This window comes from Embleya sp. NPDC050493 (assembly GCF_044458105.1).
GTDB lineage: Bacteria > Actinomycetota > Actinomycetes > Streptomycetales > Streptomycetaceae > Embleya.
This window is the reverse complement of sequence record NZ_JBITHP010000005.1, coordinates 354050-372969: the sequence shown is the minus strand read 5'-3', so window position 1 is coordinate 372969 and position 18920 is coordinate 354050. Positions and strand designations below refer to the sequence as shown.

The window sequence follows — 18920 nt, the reverse complement described above, 5'->3', positions numbered from 1 at the left end:
ACCGCGGGGCATCCGCCCCGTCGGCTCCTTCATCCCGCGCCGGTGCACTCCATGCCGGCCGCGAGCAGGTCGACGAAGGTGACCTCCTCGCCCGCGACGCCGAACGCCTGCGCCCGGCGCAGTATCGCCTGGGCCCAGGCCCGGTGCGGCTTCACCTCGTTCATCTTGTTCGTGTACGCCGAGCGCAGCACCCCGCCGCCGGCCGCGCTCTCGGCCAGGATGTCGGTGGCGTCGCAGTACTCCTCGTGGGTGACCACCGACATCGCGTGGATCACCGCCACGTGGCTGGGGTGAATCGCGGTCTTTCCGAGCAGGCCGTTGGCCTTGTCCAGTTCGAGTTCGCGGATCAGCCCGTCCAGGTCGGCCGAGATCAGCCGGGTGCGCAGCTCGACGGCCTCGTCCGGGTCCTCGGCCTCGGCGAACGGGGTGCGCCGCAGCTGCGGCTTGAACAGTCGCTCGCCCTGCGGGAAGTACTCCCACACCGGTCCACTGATCACGTGTCCGGTGCCGTCCGCGCGGCCGAACACGTTGACGATGTCGCCGATCAGGCCGGCCACCAGGTGCACGTCGTACGCGGTCAGGTCGCGCGAGCGGCGCAGCGCGTACGCGGACTGGAAGTCGGTGGCCCCGATCCGCACCGCCAGGATCTTGTCCCGGTGCGCGGCGACCAGCTCGGCGAGTTCGGCGAGCACGGTGCGCCGGTGTTCGAGGTAGGCGATCGAGGGCGATTCCAGCACCGGCATCGCGTACAGCCGGCGTCCGCTGAGCGCGATCGCCTCGTCCAGGGCCTTGAGGTAGCGCGTGCCGCTGTCCGGCTCGAACTTGGGCAGCACGAATCCGGACAGCACGCTCAGGGTGTCGCCGAGCCGCTCGGTCAAGTCGGTGATCTGCTCGGGATGGCGGACCCGGATGAACAGCAGCGGGCCCTCGACTCCGGAGCGGGCGAACTCGGCCAGTTGCTCGACCAGGTTCTGCTCGGCGCCGACCACCTCGCGGTCGTCGATCGAGTCCTCCAGGCACAGCACCATCGAGGTCACACCGCGGGCGGCCTGTTTGACGATGTCCGCCGCGAGCGTGCGGCGCGTCGCGGGGCTGTACAGCGTCGCGCCGAGGGCCGCGGCCAGGACTGCGGGGTCGCTGTCCCGGTCGAAGCTCTCCGGCGGGCGGTGGAACAGATGATCGCGGACCGCATCGTCCAGGTAACCGAAATGCCGCATCGTGATCTGATCCCCCTCGACTGACGGTGGTGGTGGCAAAGGCGCGTCGGGGCGGGAAACCCGTGCGCGCCCTGGGTGTATCGAAATAGGCGCATTCGCGCCGAGCCGGTGAGCCGCCGGCAGGCGACTGCCTACGGTAACCGAAAAGCAAAATCGAAGGCGTACGATCCGGTTATAGGACCATGTGTTCACACAATCGTCACGAGCCTGACCCACGTTGAGCGCAGCTCCTTCGGGACGGCAGGATGGGCGCATGACCCAGGTGATGTCCAAGGGAGCGAATACGGCCCTCCCTGCCCGGTCCGTGCGCGTGGTCCTCGAATGGCGGCCGGGAGCCGGTGTTCCGGACATGGACGCCTCGGCCCTGCTGCTCGGCGCGAACAACAAGGTGCGCGACGACAACGATTTCGTTTTCTACAACCAGCCCCGGCATCCGTCCGGCACGGTCGTGCACGAGGGCAAGAACACCGCCCCGAACCGCTGCACCGACGGCGTCCGGGTGGATGTCGCCGCGCTCGGCAACGACGTGCAGCACGTGATCGTGGCCGCGTCCGCGGACGGCGGCACGATCGGTTCGGTGCCCGGCCTCGTCCTTCGACTGTACGACGCCGACGGCGGCGGCGAGCTGCTCAACTTCCCGATCGCCGGAGCCACCACCGAGACGGCGTTCGTCTTCGGCGAGATCTACCGGCGGGCCGACCAGTGGAAGTTCCGCGCGGTCGGGCAGGGCTACGCGAGCGGTCTCGCGGGCCTGGCGACCGATTACGGCATCAGCGTCGACGACGAACCCGGCGCACCGACGCCGGCCCCCGTGCCGACTCCGATGCCGCTGCCGCCGGTGCACCAGTCCCCGCCGACCGCCCCCGCCCCGCCGCCGCGACCGGCGTTCCACGACGGCCCGCCCGCCCCGCCCGCCCATCAGGAGCCGGCCCCCACCGCCGTCCTGCCGCAGTACGGCCGGGGCACGCTGCCCGCACCGCCCCCGCCGCAGCAGCCGTCGCAGCCACAGGGCGTGCTGCCGATCTCCGGCAACACGCCGTACGGCGGCGCCCCGCTGCCGCCGCCTCCGCCGCGCCACGACGGCCCGATGATCCCCCCGCCCCCGGCCCCGCACACGATCGGCGGCCCGCCGCCGGGATACCCGCACACCCCCTCCGGCGGCGCCCCGGTCCCACCGCCGCCCGCGATGGGCGGCACCCCGCCGCAGGCCCCGGGCACGCCCGCGCACGGCATGGCCTTCCAGACCCCGCCGGGCGTGATGCACATGCCCCCGGGCGGCCCGCAGCTGCCCGCGCCGGGCCAGTACTCGCCGGCCCACGGCGTCCCACAGCCGCCCGGGCCGTACACGCCCTCGCACGGCGCTCCCATGCCCCCGCACGGGACCACTCCGCCCCAGGGCATGGGCATGCCCCAACAGCAGTACCAGGGCACCCCGGCGCAGGGCATGGGGATGCCGCCTCAGCAGCAGTACCAGGGCACCCCGCCGCAGGGTCAGGGCGGCCCGCCGCAGCTGCGCCGGCTGGACTCACCGCCGCAGGGCCCGCAGTTCCAGGGCTGAGCCGGTCGTCGTCCCCGGAGACCACCGCCCGCGGCGGTCTGCGGGGACGACGACCCGGCCGGGTCGGTTCACCTCACCGGCGCGGGCTCACTTGTAGCCGCGCGCCCACAGCAGGCCCCACCCGTACTCCCGGTCCAGCTCGGCCTGGTAGCCGTGCACGTAGCGCACCTCGCGCCGGACCACGATCTCGTCGCCGTGGTTCTCCACCACCGCGACCGCGCACGTGTGCGCCTCGCGGGCGTGCTCGTCCAGCCGCACCTCGATCGGCAGACCCGCGTTCGGGAACAGCGTGACCACTCCGTTGACCTGGTCGAACGCCGGGATGCCCTCGTAGATGTAGACGAAGATCAACAGCCGGCGCACATTGCGCGCCTGGTCGATGTTGATGAACAACGTCTCACCCGACGCCGACCCGGACCGGTCGTCGGTGTCCAAGCGGACATACGGCGGCTGGCTGAACGCCCCGTACAGGTTGCCCAGCGCCTGGACCACGCCCTTGGAGCCGTCGCTCATCTCCCACAGGCAGCCGAGGTCGAGGTCGATCTTCTGCGGCAAGGGCGGCGCCTGCACCGCCAGGGGCCGGAACAGGCCGCCGCTGCGCTGTCTCGGCGGCGCCTCCTCGACCTGCGGGTTCCAGTGCAGGTTGACCCGCAGCGTCCCGGTGGCGGAACCGGCCTGGGTCAGTGAGACCTCGGGCGTCGAACGGGTCAGCGCGACCTTGTGCCCGCCGTGCTCGGGTTCGCGTTCCATCAATCCCCGACGCCAGTCGAAAAGCGGCATCAAGCCCTCCCTGATCCCCCGGCCCGCACGCGTACGCGTAGTGGCGGCTTCAGTACACAACATAACCGGGCGCGAAAAAACCGGTACCGCGCCCGAATCGTGCTCGGGCGCGGTACCGGTCGCGGGTCGCGCGTGGACCGCCGGCCGACGGCTAGGCGTCGACCTTGGCCGCTTCGCTGTTCTGCCCCGGAACGTGTCCGATCCGCTTGTTGCGCATGATCGAGGAGATCAGCGCGAGGCCGATGAAGCCGACCCCGACCACGCCGGTGATCACCTCGTGGATCTCCCACTTGATCGACACCAGCAGGATCGTCGCCAGGGCGCCGATCGCGTACATCGCGCCGTGCTCCAGGTACACGTAGTCGTCCAGCGTGCCCTGGCGCACCAGGTAGACCGTGAGCGACCGGATGTACATCGCGCCGATGCCCAGACCCAGCGTGATCATCAGCAGGTCCTGGGTGATCGCGAACGCACCGACCACACCGTCGAAGGAGAACGACGCGTCGAGCACCTCGAGGTAGAGGAACATGAAGAACGCGGCCTTGCCGGCGGCGAGCTGCACGGGCTTGGGGCCGCTGCGCCCCTCGGCCTTGGCCGGCTCGGCGCCCTCCTCCTCGGCCTCGTCCTCTTCATCGTTGATGTGCGCCAGCGTGCCGTGCGTCTCGAAGTAGTCCGAGAGCCCGCCGACGCCCAGGTAGGCGATCAGGCCGAGCACGCCGGCCACCATGACCGTGCCCTCCTTGTGCGCGGGCGAGAGCGTCTGGGCGACCACCACGAGCGCGATCAGCGCGATCAGCGTGGAGAGCACGTCGAAGTTGCCGAGCTTGCCGGTGAACCGCTCCAGCGGGCCGACCCACTTGTGCTCGCGCTCGTCGTCGAACATGAAGTCCAGGAAGATCATCAACAGGAACAGGCCACCGAAGGCGGCGATCGCCGGATGCGCCTCGTCCAGGTGCTGCGCGTAGGTCATCCCGTCGATCATCTTGTCGTCGTGGAACGCGAGGTCCACGACGTCCATCGGGCCGATACCGGCGGTCAGGCTCACGATGAGCAGCGGGAAGACGAGCCGCATGCCGAAGACGGCGATCAAAATGCCGATCGTCAAGAACATCTTCTGCCAGAAGGCATTCATCTTCTTGAGGATCGTGGCGTTTACTACAGCGTTGTCGAAAGACAACGAGATCTCGAGGATCGACAGGATCAGCACGATGCCGAATCCGGTCGCCCCCCAGAAATACGCGGCGACGGCGAGACCGACTGCCGTCACGCCGAACGACCAGCCGAACGTACGGATTACCACGGATGAGGTCCTTATCTACCTGGGGATTGCATCTCCGGGTGGGTCATCAGGAAGACCGGCCCTCATCCCCCACGCGAGAGACCTCGGGAAAGGTGTCAGGGCCGGCCCCACCGGGTGACCGACCCTGACACAACGTCAGTACGTACTCATTGCACGCTGACGCCGAAGTCGAGTGCGATCCCCCGCAGGCCCGAAGCGTACCCCTGCCCTACTGCGCGGAACTTCCACTCCCCCTGGTAACGGTAAAGTTCTCCAAAGATCATGGCAGTCTCGCTTGACGCATCCTCGGTCAGGTCGTAACGAGCCAGCTCGTTGTTGTCCGCCTGATTCACGATCCGGATGTAGGCGTTGCGGACCTGTCCGAAGGTCTGCCCGCGCATCTCGGCGTCGTAGATCGAGACCGGGAAGACCACCTTCTCGACCTGCTCGGGGACGGCCATCAGGTCGACGAGGATCACCTCGTCGTCGCCGTCACCGTCGCCCGTGAGGTTGTCGCCGGTGTGCTCGATCGAACCCTCGGGGCTCTTGAGGTTGTTGTAGAAAACGAAATAATCGTCGCCGAGCACCTTGCCCGCACCACCGCACAGCAGCGCACTCGCGTCCAGGTCGAACGAGGCGCCCGTGGTGGCACGCGCGTCCCAGCCCAGACCCACCAGCACATTGGTGAGATTGGGTGCGGCCTTGCTCAGCGAGACGTTTCCGCCCTTGGCGAGGGTGACCCCCATCGATTCCTCCTGATCGTCGTACATTCGCTTCAACCTTGCCACGCCCCCGACCCGGCGGGACCCCCTTTTTGCACAGCTCAAGGCGTGCACAGGCGCATATTCGACCGCGGTGCGCGCGAGCCCACCGAGTCCGGGACGGCGAACGCCCGCCGACCGCGGGTGCGGTCGGCGGGCGTTCGTGATGTCTCGCCTGTCAGACGTTGACTCCGAAGTCCTTGGCGATGCCGCGCAGGCCCGAGGCGTAGCCCTGGCCCACCGCGCGGAACTTCCACTCCGCGCCGTTGCGGTACAGCTCGCCGAAGACCATCGCGGTCTCCGTGGACGCGTCCTCGGTGAGGTCGTACCGGGCGAGTTCCTTGTTGTCGGCCTGGTTCACGATGCGAATGAACGCGTTGCGGACCTGGCCGAAGCTCTGCTGGCGCGTCTCGGCGTCGTAGATCGAGACCGGGAAGACGATCCGCTCGACATCCGCCGGAACACCCGCCAGGTTGACCTTGATCGCCTCGTCGTCTCCCTCGCCCTCACCGGTGGTGTTGTCACCGGTGTGCTCGACGGAGCCGTCGGGGCTCTTGAGGTTGTTGAAGAAGACGAAGTGCCCGTCCGACGGCGCCTGACCACTTCCGTTGAGCAGGATCGCGCTCGCGTCGAGGTCGAAGTCCGTGCCGGTGGTCGTACGCACATCCCAGCCCAGGCCGACCAGAACAGCGGTGAGGCCCGGAGCCTCCTTCGAGAGCGAGACGTTGCCGCCCTTGCTCAGGCTGACGCCCACGAGTCCTCCAAAGGTTCATGGAGCAACTGGTGCCCCGGAATTTTCGCCTACAGACGTGACAACGCGCCGATCCTAGTCAGGAGTTCCTGACCGGCGGGAGTCTCGCCGCGGCATGGGTACCCCGGCCCGGCCCGACCTACGCCCGAACCGGCCGGAGAACCCTCGACCGCGCACCGAATCCGCCGATCAGACGCTCGCGAGCGCCTTGAGGTACTCCGCCTCGTCCCGCGCGTCCGGGATCGCGTTGACCACGCTCCACTTGATCACGCCCTCCTTGTCGATGACGAAGGTCGCCCGCACGGCGCAACCCTTGTCCTCGGCGAAGACGCCGTACGCCTGCGCGACCCCGCCGTGCGGCCAGAAGTCCGAGAGCAGCGGGTACTCGTAGCCCTCCTGCTCGGCGAACACGCGCAGCGAGAACGGCGCGTCGCAGGAGACGGCCAGGACCTGCACGTCGTCGTTCTGGTAGTTCGGCAGATCGTCCCGCAGCGCACACAGCTCACCGGTGCACACACCGGTGAACGCGAACGGATAGAAGACCAGCAGGACGTTCTTCTCGCCACGGAAGTCCGCCAGCCGAACAACCTCGCCGTGCTGGTTCTTGAGCTCGAACTCGGGGGCCTTGCTACCGATCTCGACGGCCATGATGCGATCTCCTTGTCCCAGGCGACGTCCGCCTCTCAGCGGCGAGCCTAGTCGGGGACCGGAAAGCCCCTCGGCCCGGCCGGCCCCCATCCCCAGCCGGCCCGCGACCCCTTCGGCCGAGGCTGTCGGCCGGGCTCGGGACGGCCCGGTTCAGGAACGGGGGCGGCTCAGGGTCGGGAGGAGGGCGGTCATCCGGCCGACGGTGCCCAGGGCGGTGGCGGTCAGGCGCAGGGCCGGGCCGCCCGGGAGGCCGGGGACGTGGTCGAGGAGCGGGGCCAGCGCGAGCAGTCCGGGCAGGTTGTGCGGCTTGAGTTCGCGCCGGGCCAGCAGGGCCGGGACGGCCCGGCGGCCCGCGGAGGCGTCCAGCAGCAGGGCGGCGGAGCGGGCCTCGACGGCGGGCAGGCCAAGGCGGCCCGGCGGGAGCGGGAAGACCTCCCAGCCGACGCCGTCGGTGCCGGGCGCGGCGAAGCCCCAGCCGCCGCCGGGTACGGCCAGCCCGGTCCGGGCCCGGACGCCGTGTCGGGCGGCGAGCGCGCCGGTGATGTCGGCCAGGGCCAGCACCCCCGCGTCGAGCAGCACGGCAGGCGGTTCGCCGGCTCCGCACGGGGCCAGGTCGAGCGCGTGCACGGCCAGTTCGTAGGCGATCGCGCCGAGCTGGGTGAGCAGCGGCACCGGGCCGACCTGGGAACCGGTGCGGGCCAGGGCCAGGGTCGGGTCCTGTGCGGTCGCGTCGAAGGCCGCGGCCAGCCGGTCCCGCCCGTCGTCGAGCGCGGCGAGCAGCTCCGCGGCCGTGGCGTCGCGGTGCGTGTCGACCAGGCGCGCGTTGACGTCGTCCTGGTGCATCGGGGCGGCATCCGGGGCACGTCGGCCGCGGGCCTCGGCGAGCAGGCGGGCCAGCAGCGGGGCCTCGGGCCAGGACGCGAGATGGGTTATCACGGCCCGCCCGTCCCAGCCCGTCAGCCGGGAGGGCGCGTCCGGGTCGACCCGCGCGACCAGATCACGAAAGGCGTCCCAGGCGGCAAGGGCCCGCCCACGCTGCACGGCGACGGACATGGAGGCGACGCCCCACGGGCCACTCACAATCTCGATCGACGACATGCCCGCATCCTCCCCCCAATCCCCCCGCCCCAACGTCGCCCTCGCGACTCCGGCCACCCGGTTCGCCACACCGACGACTCCGGCGCCCCGCCCCACCGCGCCCACCCTCGCGAGCCGCGCCGACGGCGCCCGACAAGCAGCAGGACCCCGACCGGTGATGGAACTCACCGCTCGAGGTCCTGCGTTTCGTCTGCTTACCGCAGTGGCGTCGGATTACTTCTTGCCGCTGCGCACCGCCTTGGGCGATACCAGACGGGTCGCCGACCAGTCCTTGACGGCGCCGAAGCTCGTCGTGCGGGCCAATCCCGCAGTCGGCGCGGCCTCACCGATATCCGAGGGTTCTACATATCCGTCCCGGCCGGTCTTCGGGGTCAGCAGCCAGATATGGCCACCATCCGTGAGCGTGGCGAGGGCATCCACGAGGGTGTCGACGAGGTCGCCGTCATCCTCGCGGAACCACAGCAGGACGACGTCGGCGACGTCTTCCTCGTAGTCCTCATCGACGAGTTCGTTGCCGGTGAGTTCCGCGATCTCCTCGCGCAGCTCCTCGTCCACGTCGTCGTCGTAACCGAGCTCCTGGACCACCTGTCCGGGCTGGAACCCAAGTCGAACGGCCGAGTTGGCCCGTTCTTCCGCGTGGTCCGCGGTCGCGCTCACGAATTAACCTCCCTTGTCCGGCCCCACAACGCTTCGGGGCTCACGCGCGTAAGTCCACACGCGCCAGGCTGTTCGCGCAAGTACCCAGGTCACGTACTCGCGCAAACGCCACACCACGCCCTGTGCGGAAGCTACCCCGACCAGGTGTGGATCACGCAACGTATTCGAGGGTCCAGCGTGACAGACGAGAACTCATCAGGTTCGCCGGGGCCGTCCGGCGGCCGGATCGGCACCGCCCGCCCGCTCGATCACCGCGTCCGCCCCGGGGATCACCAGCCCGGTGTGCCCGTCCTCGAACCGCACCACGTACGGCGGCGCCCCGTCCGGGCCCCTGACCTCGACGATCTCCCCGAAACGATCCCCGCGACCGACCGTCTTCCCGTGCACGTGGAGCCGGTCGCCAATTCGTGCCCGCATCAGCTCTGACCTCCCTGTCGAACGGGTGCGAAACCACTCACACCCTCCCAGGGAACTACGCCAGTGCGTTGTGCGTAAGACAGTCGGCGTAAGGTCTTGGAGGTTCACGGTTGCATCACCCCGCAATCGCGAACCGCCGCGTGGAGCGTCCGGCGACAGTCGGACGATCAGGGCAGCTCCGCTCCTTTCGCGGTAACCGAACACGGATCGGGCTCGGTGGATGAGATGCAGGCGGGCACCCCGCCGGTCCATTACCGGTCGGTAGAGATGACGGATCCAACGTCCGGGTACCACGATGGGGACGGCGCGACACCGCTCAGGGTGGTCGACCCCGCTCTCGCGGGGAGGGTCCCCATCTACCGATAAGGCGAAGGAACAGCGTGGCTTCCGGACGAGAGCGCTTCTCGATCATCAGCGACGGCCTCCCGAGCCAGCTCCCCGACATCGATCCGAACGAGACCGGGGAATGGCTGGAGTCGCTGGACGCAGTCATCAACGAGCAGGGCCGCCAGCGAGCCCGCTACATCATGCTCAAGCTGCTCGAACGGGCCCGTGAACGACAGGTCGGCGTGCCGGCTCTGCGCAGCACGGACTACATCAACACGATTGCCCCGGAGAGCGAGCCCTGGTTCCCCGGCGACGAGAACATCGAGCGACGCATCCGTGCGTTCGTCCGGTGGAACGCCGCGATCATGGTGTCGCGGGCGAACCGCCCGGGGCTCGGGGTCGGCGGTCACATCGCCACCTACGCATCCTCGGCGAGTCTGTACGAGGTCGGCTTCAACCACTTCTTCCGCGGCAAGGACCACGGGGAGTCGGGCGACCAGATCTACTTCCAGGGACACGCGTCCCCGGGCATCTACGCACGTGCCTTCCTGGAGGGACGCCTCAGCGAGGCGCAGCTCGACGGTTTCCGCCAGGAGAAGTCGGCCGCCCCGAACGGGCTGCCCAGCTATCCGCACCCGCGGATGATGCCGGACTTCTGGGAGTTCCCGACCGTCTCGATGGGCCTGGGCCCGCTCGGGGCGATCTACCAGGCCCGGTTCAACCGGTACCTGCACAACCGAAACATCAAGGACACCTCGCGCAGCCACGTCTGGGCCTTCCTCGGCGACGGCGAGATGGACGAGCCCGAGTCGCTCGGCAACATCGGCCTGGCCGCCCGTGAGGAGCTGGACAACCTCACCTTCGTGATCAACTGCAACCTGCAGCGGCTCGACGGTCCGGTGCGCGGCAACGGCAAGATCATCCAGGAGCTGGAGTCGTACTTCCGCGGCGCCGGCTGGAACGTGATCAAGGTCGTCTGGGGTCGCGACTGGGACCCGCTGCTGGCCCAGGACACCGACGGCGCGCTCGTGAACAAGATGAACACGACGCCCGACGGCCAGTTCCAGACCTACGCGGTGGAGTCCGGCGCCTACGTGCGCGAGCACTTCTTCGGCGACGACGCGCGGCTGCGCCGGATGGTGCAGGACCTCTCCGACGAGGACATCCAAAAGCTCGGTCGCGGCGGGCACGACTACCGCAAGGTCTACGCGGCCTTCAAGTCGGCACGCGAGCACGTCGGCCAGCCGACGGTGATCCTGGCGCAGACGGTGAAGGGGTGGACGCTCGGCCCGAACTTCGAGTCGCGCAACGCCACGCACCAGATGAAGAAGCTCACCAAGTCCGACCTGAAGGCGTTCCGCGACCGGCTCTACCTGCCGATCTCGGACGAGCAGCTCGAAGGCGACGTCCCCCCGTACTTCCACCCCGGTGAGAAGTCCGAGGAGATGGAGTACATGCGCGAGCGGCGCGCCGCGCTCGGTGGTTCGCTGCCGCGGCGGCTGGACCGCTCCAAGCCGCTCAAGCTGCCCGGCGACCCGGTCTACAGCGTGCTGAAGAAGGGCTCGAAGCAGCCGGTCGCCACGACGCAGGCGTTCGTGCGCCTGCTCAAGGACCTGATGCGCGACTCCGAGATCGGCAAGCGGTTCGTGCCGATCGCGCCGGACGAGTACCGCACCTTCGGCATGGACGCGATGTTCCCGACCGCGAAGGTCTACAACCCGCACGGGCAGACCTACGACTCGGTCGACCGTGAGCTGCTCCTGTCCTACAAGGAGTCGGCGCAGGGCCAGATGTTGCACGACGGCATCTCCGAGGCCGGTTGTGTGGCGTCGCTGATCGCCGCGGGCTCGACGTACTCGACGCACGGCGAGCAGATGATCCCCGTGTACGTCTTCTACTCGATGTTCGGGTTCCAGCGCACGGGCGACCAGTTCTGGCAGATGGCCGACCAGCTCAGCCGCGGCTTCGTGCTCGGCGCCACGGCCGGTCGCACCACGCTGACCGGCGAGGGCACCCAGCACGCGGACGGGCACTCGCAGCTGCTGGCCTCGACCAACCCGGCCTGTGTGGCGTACGACCCGGCGTTCTCGTACGAGATCGCGCACATCGTCAAGGACGGTCTGCGCCGGATGTACGGCGAGAACGCCGAGGACGTCTTCTACTACATGACGGTCTACAACGAGCCCATCGCGCAGCCGGCGGAGCCCGCGAACGTCGACGTGGACGGCATCCTCAAGGGTCTGTACCTCTACCAGGAGGGTCCGGCCAAGGAGGGCGCGCTGCGCGCCCAGATCCTCGCCTCCGGTGTCGGCATGCCGTGGGCGCTGGAAGCGCAGAAGCTGCTCGCCGAGGACTGGAACGTGGTCGCCGACGTGTGGTCGGCCACGTCCTGGAACGAGCTGCGGCGCGACGCGGTCGCGGCGGAGGAGCACAACCTGCTCCACCCCGAGGCCGAGCCGCACATCCCGTACGTGACCCGAGTACTCGACGGCCGACCCGGCCCGGTGGTGGCGGTCAGCGACTGGATGCGGGCCGTCCCGGACCAGATCTCGCGCTGGGTCCCGGCCGACTTCGCGTCGCTGGGCACCGACGGCTTCGGCTTCGCGGACACCCGCGGTGCGGCGCGACGCTTCTTCCACGTGGACACCGAGTCCGTCGTGGTGGGCGTGCTGTCCGAGCTCGCGCGGCGCGGCGAGATCGACCCGAGTGTGGTCTCGAAGGCGATCTCCCAGTACCAGCTCCTGGACGTCAAGGCGGCCGGCGTGGGTACGGTCGGCGGCGACGCCTGATCGGCGGGTAGTGCGGCCGGGCGGGGGGGGGGGGGGGGGGGGGGGGGCGGCCCCCGGGGGGGGGGGGGCGGGGCGCGGCGGCCCCCCCCCCCCGGCTCGGGGCGCCCCCACGGCCGTTGTCGCCCAGCCTTCGGGCGCACCTGCCGAGCCGTGGGTGCCGAGCCTTATTTGCCGAGCCTTATTTGCCGAGCCTTCGGCACGGTCCCGGGTCTAGACTCTCCGGGCCGGCCGCGGGACTTCGGCTGCGACTTTCGGAATCGCCTCTTAAGCGTCACTTCGCTGTTCGCGCCTCCATTCCCCGGCCGGCATCAGCTTTTGTCCGGCCGAGGGGATGCGTCGTGGACCGCCGGGACCTGGCCGCGTGCGAAGACGTGGTGATGTTCGTCAACGCGGCGGTGACCGCCACCGGCCAGCGTGAGTTCCGCGACGACGCGGACGCACAACGGTTGTCGGTGCAATTCCTGCACGAGTACATCGTGGGCAATTACCGCGAGCTCTACGCCGCCACCCTCGCGCTGGACATCAACGACTTCAACGCGGCCCTGATCGTCCGGCACCTGCTGGAGAGCAGCCGCGACCTGACCCCCGAGGTGCGCCGCCGCGAGGGCGAACTGATCGCACGCCGGCTGGAACTGATGGCCCCTCAGCGGGTCTTCAAGCTCTTTCGTGAACTGGCCCGACGCGGCGTCAACAATCGGCGCACGCGCGCGATCATGCGCGACTGGACGGCGGGTCGTCGTGATCCGGTCTTCGACGCGGTGAAGTACCGGTCCGGGGTGAAGGCGACGATGCGGCACGCGCATCTGCGCGCGCCCGCCGAGACCGGCACGTTCCTGTTCACCGCGACCCGAAGGGTGGCGGTCTTCGAGACGCCGCTGTTCGAGACCTGGCGACGGGCGCACTACGCGCAGAGTGCGCTGTACGACCTGCCGTACACCGTCGCCGAGGGGCTCGCGTCCAAGCACGGCATCAAGCGTGCGACGTTCCTGGAGAAGATCGCCCCGCAACTGACCCGGCTGGAGCGGCTGCGCCTGCAGGGCGCCGGCGAGCGGGCCGGGGCCGGCGCGGTGCGGGCGGAACTCGACCGGATGCCGCTGACCCGGCTGGCGTCCTACGTGTTGTCCCTGACCCGTGCCCAGCGCACCGCCCGATACGACGAGCTGCGGCAGGCGCTGACCGAGTCCGCACGTCGTGCGGCGGGGGACGCGGCGGGGTCCTGGGGCCGGGTCGTGGCCGTGCTCGACGACAGCTTCTCCTCGTTCGGGTCGACCACGAAGCGACAGCGCCCGCTGGCGGTCGCGCTGGCCTGTCGATTCCTGCTGAAGGCGCTCGCCCGCGACTTCACCGGTCTGTGGACCTCGGGACTGCACGACCCGCTGCTGGTGCGGCCGAGCGGCCCCACGCCGCTGGGCGAACGGCTGATCGACGCGCTCGAATTGGCCCCGGACCGCCTGGTCGTGGTCTCCGACGGCTGGGACAACAGCCCGCCGGGGCTGGCCGCCGAGGTGCTGCGGGTGTGGCGCGAGCGGCTGGACCCGGACGGGGCGACCACCGTGGTGCATCTCAATCCCGTGTACGACGCGGACGGCTTCGACGTGAAGCGGTTGTCGGCGAGCGTGCCGACGGTCGGGGTGCGCGACGCGGAGGACGTGCCGGCGCTGGTCGAGTTGGCCCGATTCGCCGAGGGCCGGGCCGGCTTCGCGGAGCTGCGGCACTACCTGGCGGAGCGTCAGGACCGGTTCCGGGCCCGGAAGGCGGGGGTATGAGCGGCAAATTCGCGGCGACCGGGCTGGTGGCCCGGCCCGCACAGGTGTGGGGCGCGATCCGGCTGGTACCGCTCGTGCGCGAGGAGCCGCTGGTGGGCCTGCGGCTGGATCGGCGCGTCTACGATGCCGACGACCCCTCGATCGTCGATCTCGGCGACGGCACCTGCTACCAGTCCTTCATCCCGCACGCGTTCGTGGCGTCCTGGGGCGCCGACGCCGAGCCGTCGGCGGCCTTCGGCACCCAGCTCCAGGAGCGGCCGGCGACGCCTTCGCACGCGAAGATGCGGGCGCCCAGGCGGGCGTTGCGGCGCATGGCCCACCGGGAGAGCAGCAATCGGCTGCGGTTTCTGCCGATGCACCTGGCCCTGGAGGGATATCTCTCGTTGCACTTCGGCGGGCCGTCGATCGTGTGGGAGGAATGGACCGACCGGGCCGTGCGCAAGGGGTTGTCGCCGCGCATGGAGGAGGCCTTCTGCGGTTGTGCGGTGCGCGGACTGGCCGATGCGCTCAAGGTGTTCGAGATTCATCCGGGCCAGTGCGGGGTCGCGCTGTACGTCGCGGACACGCTCGCGAGCGTGTTCGTGGTGCCGCATCCGGCCGACTACCGGGCCCTGCACAGGACGCTGCTCGAAGACCTGTACGGCGAGGCGCTGTTCCACTACGCCAACTACGTCGAGGCGGTACCGGATTTCGTCGTGGGCATCGAGAGCGAGCGGGTGTCCTCGCTCGCGGACCTGCGCCGGGAGGCAGCCGAGCAGTCCCTCGCATGGGAACGTTTCCACCGGCTGATGCTGGCCGGTCTCACCGGCGAGAGCGCCTACACGAGTGAATCGGTGTACCGGATGGGGTCGTTCGAGCTCACTCGATTCCTGCCCTCGTTCCGGCTCGACGAGGAGAACCACATCGGTGAGCGGATCACCCACGAGGACGGCCGACTCGCGTACTGCAAGACGTTCCGGCTGTCCCCGGCGCAGACCCGCAGGGGCCACCTGCTCGCCACCCTGCGTGCGCACGAGTGGGATCTGGTCGCGACCGCGAGCGCGTTGCGCACGACACCGTCCGAGTTGACCCGCCGGATCCGCGAATCGGGCTTCGACGGGCTGCTCCGGCCGCACGTGGCGGACCGGCTGGAGCGTGAGGGACGCCGACGCGGCTGAGGCCGCCCCGCGTCGGGCGGAGCGGCCTCGGGCCGATCGGGCCCGGTGGGATCGGTGGGATCGGTGGGCCCGGTGGGATCGGACAGGCCGGCGCTAGTCGCGGTCGTTGAAGGTCGCCGTCATGTCCGGGTAGCGCGCCCCGGTGACCTGCCCGGCGATCGGTTCGAGTGCGGCCAGTTCGGCCTCGGTGAGCACCAGGTCGACCGCGCCCACGTTCTCCTCCAGGCGGTGCCGCTTGGTGGTACCCGGAATCGGCACCACCGACAGGCCCCACGCCGCGGTGCGCGACTGCACCCAGGCGAGCGCGACCTGTGCCGGGGTGGCGCCGTGGGCCTCGGCGATCGCCCGCACCGGCGCCAGGATGGCCGCGTTGGCGGCGGCGTTGTCGCCGGTGAAGCGCGGCTGGAAACGGCGGAAGTCACCTTCGGGCAACGTGTCGGCGGTGGCCCAGGCACCGGTCAGGAAACCCCGGCCGAGCGGCGAGTAGGCGACCAGCGCCGCGCCCACCTCGCGAGTGGCCGGCACCACGCTGTCCTCGATGTCGCGGGTGAACAGGCTCCACTCGGACTGCACGGCGGCGATCGGGTGCACGGCCGCCGCCGCGTGCAGCTCCTTGGCGGTCACCTCGGACAGACCCAGGTGGCGCACCTTGCCCTCGCGCACCAGCTCCGCCATCGCGCCGACGGTCTCCTCGATCGGCACCCGGACGTCGCGGCGGTGCATGTAGTACAGGTCGATCACGTCGGTGCGCAGCCGGCGCAGGCTGGCCTCGGCGGCCTGCTTGACGTAGGCCGCGTCGCCACGGATCTCGCGCTCGCCCTCGGGCGTGACGTTGATCGCGAACTTGGTGGCCAGGGTGACCCGCTCGCGCCGGCCGCCCTCGGCGAGGAAGGCACCGAGCAGTTCCTCGTTGGTGTGCGGGCCGTACATGTCCGAGGTGTCGAACAGGGTGACGCCCAATTCGAGGGCACGCTCCAGGGTGGCCACCGACTCGTTGTGCTCGGCGCCCGCGTAGAAGGCGCTCATGCCCATGCAACCCAGGCCCTGGGCGAAGACCTCGGGGCCCCGGTCACCCAGCTTGAGAGTGTTCGTCTTCGTGGTGCTCATCGTCGTTACTCCGCTCCGCGTCCGCGTACATCCGGATCTTGTGGTCGATCACGAGCAGGCAGCTCTGGAGGTCGCTGATTCGGTTGCGGACCTCCTCGCGGTGGTCCTCCAGCAACTCTCGGCGATCGGGCCGGGTCTCGTCGCCTCGGCGAACCAGTTCCGCGTAGCGGAGCATGTCCGCCACCGGCATGCCGGTCAGCCGCATCTTGCCGACGAATTCCAGCCAGTCGAGGTCGTGGTCGCTGTAGCGACGCCGACTCCCCCGCCCGTTCCCGTTGCCTCCCGTCCGGGGCCCCTGCCGGTTCACGTGCCGCATCAGGCCGATCCGCTCGTACCAGCGCAGCGTGTGCGCGGTCAGACCGGTGCGCTCGACCACTTCGCCGATCGAGTACTTGCCGACCTCGTAGTCCTCGGGTGCGGTGACCTGCTGGGTGGCCGACATGGTGGAGCCTCCGGTGGGAAGCCCGCCCCGATGGGCGGGCACGAGACGAACGCTACGGAGTTGGAGCGCACTCCAAGCAAGCCCGAGCCTTCACGCGAGCGTCAACCCCGCGTGCATCTCCCACACGAGCACCTCGGCCGGGCCGTCCGGGAAGGCGGTGAGCCGCTGTCCCCCGGCGTCGGACAGGCGCACCGCGTCACCCGCCGCGAGCGCGCCGGCGCCCTCCAGGTCGACGATCCCGCGGGCGACGAACACGTGCACGAACGGCGCGTCCGGCAGTGTCGCGGTGCCACCGGCGGGCAGCTGCGCCACATGCAGCGCGGCGTCCTTCTGGTGGATCCGGATCGCCGCGTCGTGCCCGGGCCGCCCGGACGCGATCGGCACCAGGCCGCCGCGCTCCAGTTCGGTGCGCACGTCCTGCTGCTGGTAACCCGGAGTGATCCCGTCCTCGTCGGGAGCCACCCACATCTGCACGAAGTGCACCGGGTCCGACGAGCCGGCCGCGTCGTTCTTCTCCGAGTGCAGAATCCCCCGGCCGGCGCTCATCCGCTGGGCCAGGCCCGGGTGGATGATCCCGTTGTGCCCCTCGGAATCCTGGTGCACCAGGGAGCCGGAGAGCACCCACGTGACGATCTCCATGTCCCGATGCGGATGGGTGTCGAAGCCGGTACCCGGAGCGACCACGTCGTCGTTGCTGACCAGGAGCAACCCGAAATGGGTGTTGTCCGGCGCGTAGTGGCGACTGAAGGAGAAGCTGTGGTGCGAGTCGAGCCAGCCCGCACGCGTGTGGAAGCGTTCGCCGGCCCGGCGCACGTCGATGGTGGTCATGCCCGCTTCAACCACGAACCGGGCGCGGGCTGTTCCCGTGCCGCGCCCGGTCCGGCGGCGCCCGATTGCCGGCGGATCGCCCGGAATCCGGCCCCCATCACCGAGGGTGAACGGGCCGGTTGATATCGTTCGCGCGTCGGCGGCCGGTTTGTCGCCGACGGCGTCGAACGCAGCGAAGTCCGGTGGGATCCCGGCGCTGTCCCGCAACCGTGATGCCCCGCCCGGACGCCCGGGAGGTCGGGGACGAGCCGGGTCGCCTCGTTCGCGCCGACGACATCGGCCTCGCAGGAGGGGCGATCCGTCTCCACGGGTCCCGACGCCTGCCGCGTCGAAGGACCTGGAGTCTTCGTTGAGATCCGTACCCCTGCTTCGTTCCGCCGCCGTGCTGCTGCTCGGCGCGCTCGTCCTCACCGGTTGCGGTGACTCGGACGACTCGAAGGACGACAAGACCCAGGGCACGCCGGCGGCGACCGGCACCTCGGCCGGGTCGGGTCCCGACAGCAAGGCGTTCCCGGCGACCGTGGACTCCGGTGGCGCCAAGGTCACCATCGCGAGCGCCCCGAAGAAGATCGTCTCGCTCGCGCCCAGCGCCACCGAGATGTTGTTCGCGATCGGTGCCGGCGGCCAGGTCACCGCGGTCGACGACCAGTCGAACTTCCCGGCGAGCGCGCCCAAGACCAAGCTGTCCGGCTTCAAGCCGAACATCGAGGCGATCACCAACTACACCCCCGACCTCGTGGTCGTCTCGGACGACATCGACGGCCTGGTCGCGTCCTTGGGCAAGCTCAAGATCCCGGTCGTGCTGACGCCGGCGGCGAAGACCTTCGACGACTCGTACGCGCAGCTGACCACGCTGGGCACGGCCACCGGACACGCCAAGCAGGCCGGCGAGGTGGCGGCGAAGATGAAGAGCGACATCGCGGCCGTCGTCGCGGCGACGCCCAAGCCGGCGAGGCAGCTGAGCTACTTCCACGAGTTGGACAACACGCTCTACACCTCGACCTCCAAGACCTTCCTCGGTCAGGTGTACGCGCAGTTCGGCCTGAAGAACATCGCCGACGAGGCGGACAAGGCCGGCACCGGCTACCCGCAGTTGTCCGCCGAATACCTCGTGCAGGCCAACCCCGATCTGGTCTTCCTCGCCGACACCAAGTGCTGCGGCCAAAACGCCGACGAGGTCGGCAAGCGGCCGGGCTGGGACCGGGTGACCGCGGTGCGCAAGGGCGGCGTGGTCGCGCTCGACGACGACATCGCCTCGCGCTGGGGCCCGCGCGTGGTGGACCTGGTCCGGGCCGTGTCGGAGGCGGTCACCAAGGCCGGCGCGACGCAGGGCTGACG

The 18920-nt window shown here is 69.9% G+C and carries 17 protein-coding genes; 5 read left to right on the top strand and 12 right to left on the bottom strand.

The genetic code is table 11. The features are described 5' to 3' along the window. Positions 1 to 29: 29 nt before the first annotated feature. A complete protein-coding gene (locus tag ACIBM5_RS13710; RefSeq protein ID WP_396007003.1) occupies positions 30 to 1217 on the bottom strand; it encodes an HpcH/HpaI aldolase/citrate lyase family protein in 1188 nt (395 codons plus the stop codon). 253 nt (positions 1218 to 1470) lie between these two features. Here ACIBM5_RS13710 and ACIBM5_RS13705 point away from each other — a divergent pair, with 253 nt between their 5' ends. Next, entirely contained in the window at positions 1471 to 2775 is a 1305-nt protein-coding gene (locus tag ACIBM5_RS13705; protein WP_396007002.1) for a TerD family protein, read from the top strand. 87 nt (positions 2776 to 2862) lie between these two features. Here the strand turns inward: ACIBM5_RS13705 and ACIBM5_RS13700 are convergent, their stop codons facing one another. From ACIBM5_RS13700 to ACIBM5_RS13665, 8 genes are all read right to left on the bottom strand, one after another. Beyond that, positions 2863 to 3555, bottom strand: a complete 693-nt coding sequence (locus ACIBM5_RS13700) for a Tellurium resistance (RefSeq protein ID WP_391581432.1) — start codon at positions 3553 to 3555, stop codon at positions 2863 to 2865. Positions 3556 to 3706: 151 nt separating this feature from the next. Next, a complete protein-coding gene (locus ACIBM5_RS13695; protein WP_391581431.1) occupies positions 3707 to 4855 on the bottom strand; it encodes a DUF475 domain-containing protein in 1149 nt (382 codons plus the stop codon). Positions 4856 to 5001: 146 nt separating this feature from the next. Beyond that, positions 5002 to 5580, bottom strand: coding sequence for a TerD family protein (locus ACIBM5_RS13690; RefSeq protein WP_026219140.1), 579 nt, complete (start codon positions 5578 to 5580; stop codon positions 5002 to 5004). 193 nt (positions 5581 to 5773) lie between these two features. Beyond that, positions 5774 to 6349 (bottom strand): TerD family protein, encoded by a 576-nt coding sequence (locus ACIBM5_RS13685; protein ID WP_391581430.1) that lies wholly within the window; start codon positions 6347 to 6349, stop codon positions 5774 to 5776. A 186-nt stretch (positions 6350 to 6535) separates the two neighbouring features. After that, entirely contained in the window at positions 6536 to 6994 is a 459-nt protein-coding gene (locus ACIBM5_RS13680; protein ID WP_020554992.1) for a peroxiredoxin, read from the bottom strand. Positions 6995 to 7144: 150 nt separating this feature from the next. After that, positions 7145 to 8092, bottom strand: a complete 948-nt coding sequence (locus tag ACIBM5_RS13675) for a maleylpyruvate isomerase N-terminal domain-containing protein (protein ID WP_396007001.1) — start codon at positions 8090 to 8092, stop codon at positions 7145 to 7147. A 213-nt stretch (positions 8093 to 8305) separates the two neighbouring features. After that, positions 8306 to 8749, bottom strand: a complete 444-nt coding sequence (locus ACIBM5_RS13670; RefSeq protein ID WP_026217985.1) for a DUF3052 domain-containing protein — start codon at positions 8747 to 8749, stop codon at positions 8306 to 8308. Positions 8750 to 8944: 195 nt separating this feature from the next. Next, positions 8945 to 9166: a DUF1918 domain-containing protein gene (locus ACIBM5_RS13665; RefSeq protein WP_396007000.1), complete on the bottom strand. Its 222-nt coding sequence runs from the start codon at positions 9164 to 9166 to the stop codon at positions 8945 to 8947. A 380-nt stretch (positions 9167 to 9546) separates the two neighbouring features. Between ACIBM5_RS13665 and aceE the strand changes: the two genes are divergently transcribed. From aceE to ACIBM5_RS13650, 3 genes are all read left to right on the top strand, one after another. Continuing rightward, positions 9547 to 12282, top strand: a complete 2736-nt coding sequence (aceE, locus tag ACIBM5_RS13660; protein ID WP_391581427.1) for a pyruvate dehydrogenase (acetyl-transferring), homodimeric type — start codon at positions 9547 to 9549, stop codon at positions 12280 to 12282. Between the two features lie 377 nt (positions 12283 to 12659). Beyond that, a complete protein-coding gene (locus ACIBM5_RS13655; protein ID WP_396007101.1) occupies positions 12660 to 14048 on the top strand; it encodes a hypothetical protein in 1389 nt (462 codons plus the stop codon). Then, positions 14045 to 15205, top strand: a complete 1161-nt coding sequence (locus ACIBM5_RS13650; RefSeq protein ID WP_396006999.1) for an ARPP-2 domain-containing protein — start codon at positions 14045 to 14047, stop codon at positions 15203 to 15205. The genes ACIBM5_RS13655 and ACIBM5_RS13650 overlap by 4 nt, the downstream gene beginning before the upstream one ends. A gap of 93 nt (positions 15206 to 15298) precedes the next feature. Here ACIBM5_RS13650 and ACIBM5_RS13645 read toward each other — a convergent pair whose 3' ends face one another. From ACIBM5_RS13645 to ACIBM5_RS13635, 3 genes are all read right to left on the bottom strand, one after another. Next, a complete protein-coding gene (locus tag ACIBM5_RS13645; protein WP_391581425.1) occupies positions 15299 to 16312 on the bottom strand; it encodes an aldo/keto reductase in 1014 nt (337 codons plus the stop codon). Then, positions 16275 to 16754: a MerR family transcriptional regulator gene (locus tag ACIBM5_RS13640; protein ID WP_396006997.1), complete on the bottom strand. Its 480-nt coding sequence runs from the start codon at positions 16752 to 16754 to the stop codon at positions 16275 to 16277. The genes ACIBM5_RS13645 and ACIBM5_RS13640 overlap by 38 nt, the downstream gene beginning before the upstream one ends. A gap of 90 nt (positions 16755 to 16844) precedes the next feature. Next, positions 16845 to 17582, bottom strand: a complete 738-nt coding sequence (locus tag ACIBM5_RS13635) for a pirin family protein (RefSeq protein ID WP_391581423.1) — start codon at positions 17580 to 17582, stop codon at positions 16845 to 16847. 349 nt (positions 17583 to 17931) lie between these two features. On the opposite strand from ACIBM5_RS13635, the gene ACIBM5_RS13630 reads away from it, so the two are divergent. After that, the gene (locus ACIBM5_RS13630; RefSeq protein ID WP_396006996.1) at positions 17932 to 18918 is read left to right on the top strand and encodes an ABC transporter substrate-binding protein; all 987 of its coding nucleotides are present in this window, start codon (positions 17932 to 17934) and stop codon (positions 18916 to 18918) included. Positions 18919 to 18920 lie beyond the last annotated feature (2 nt).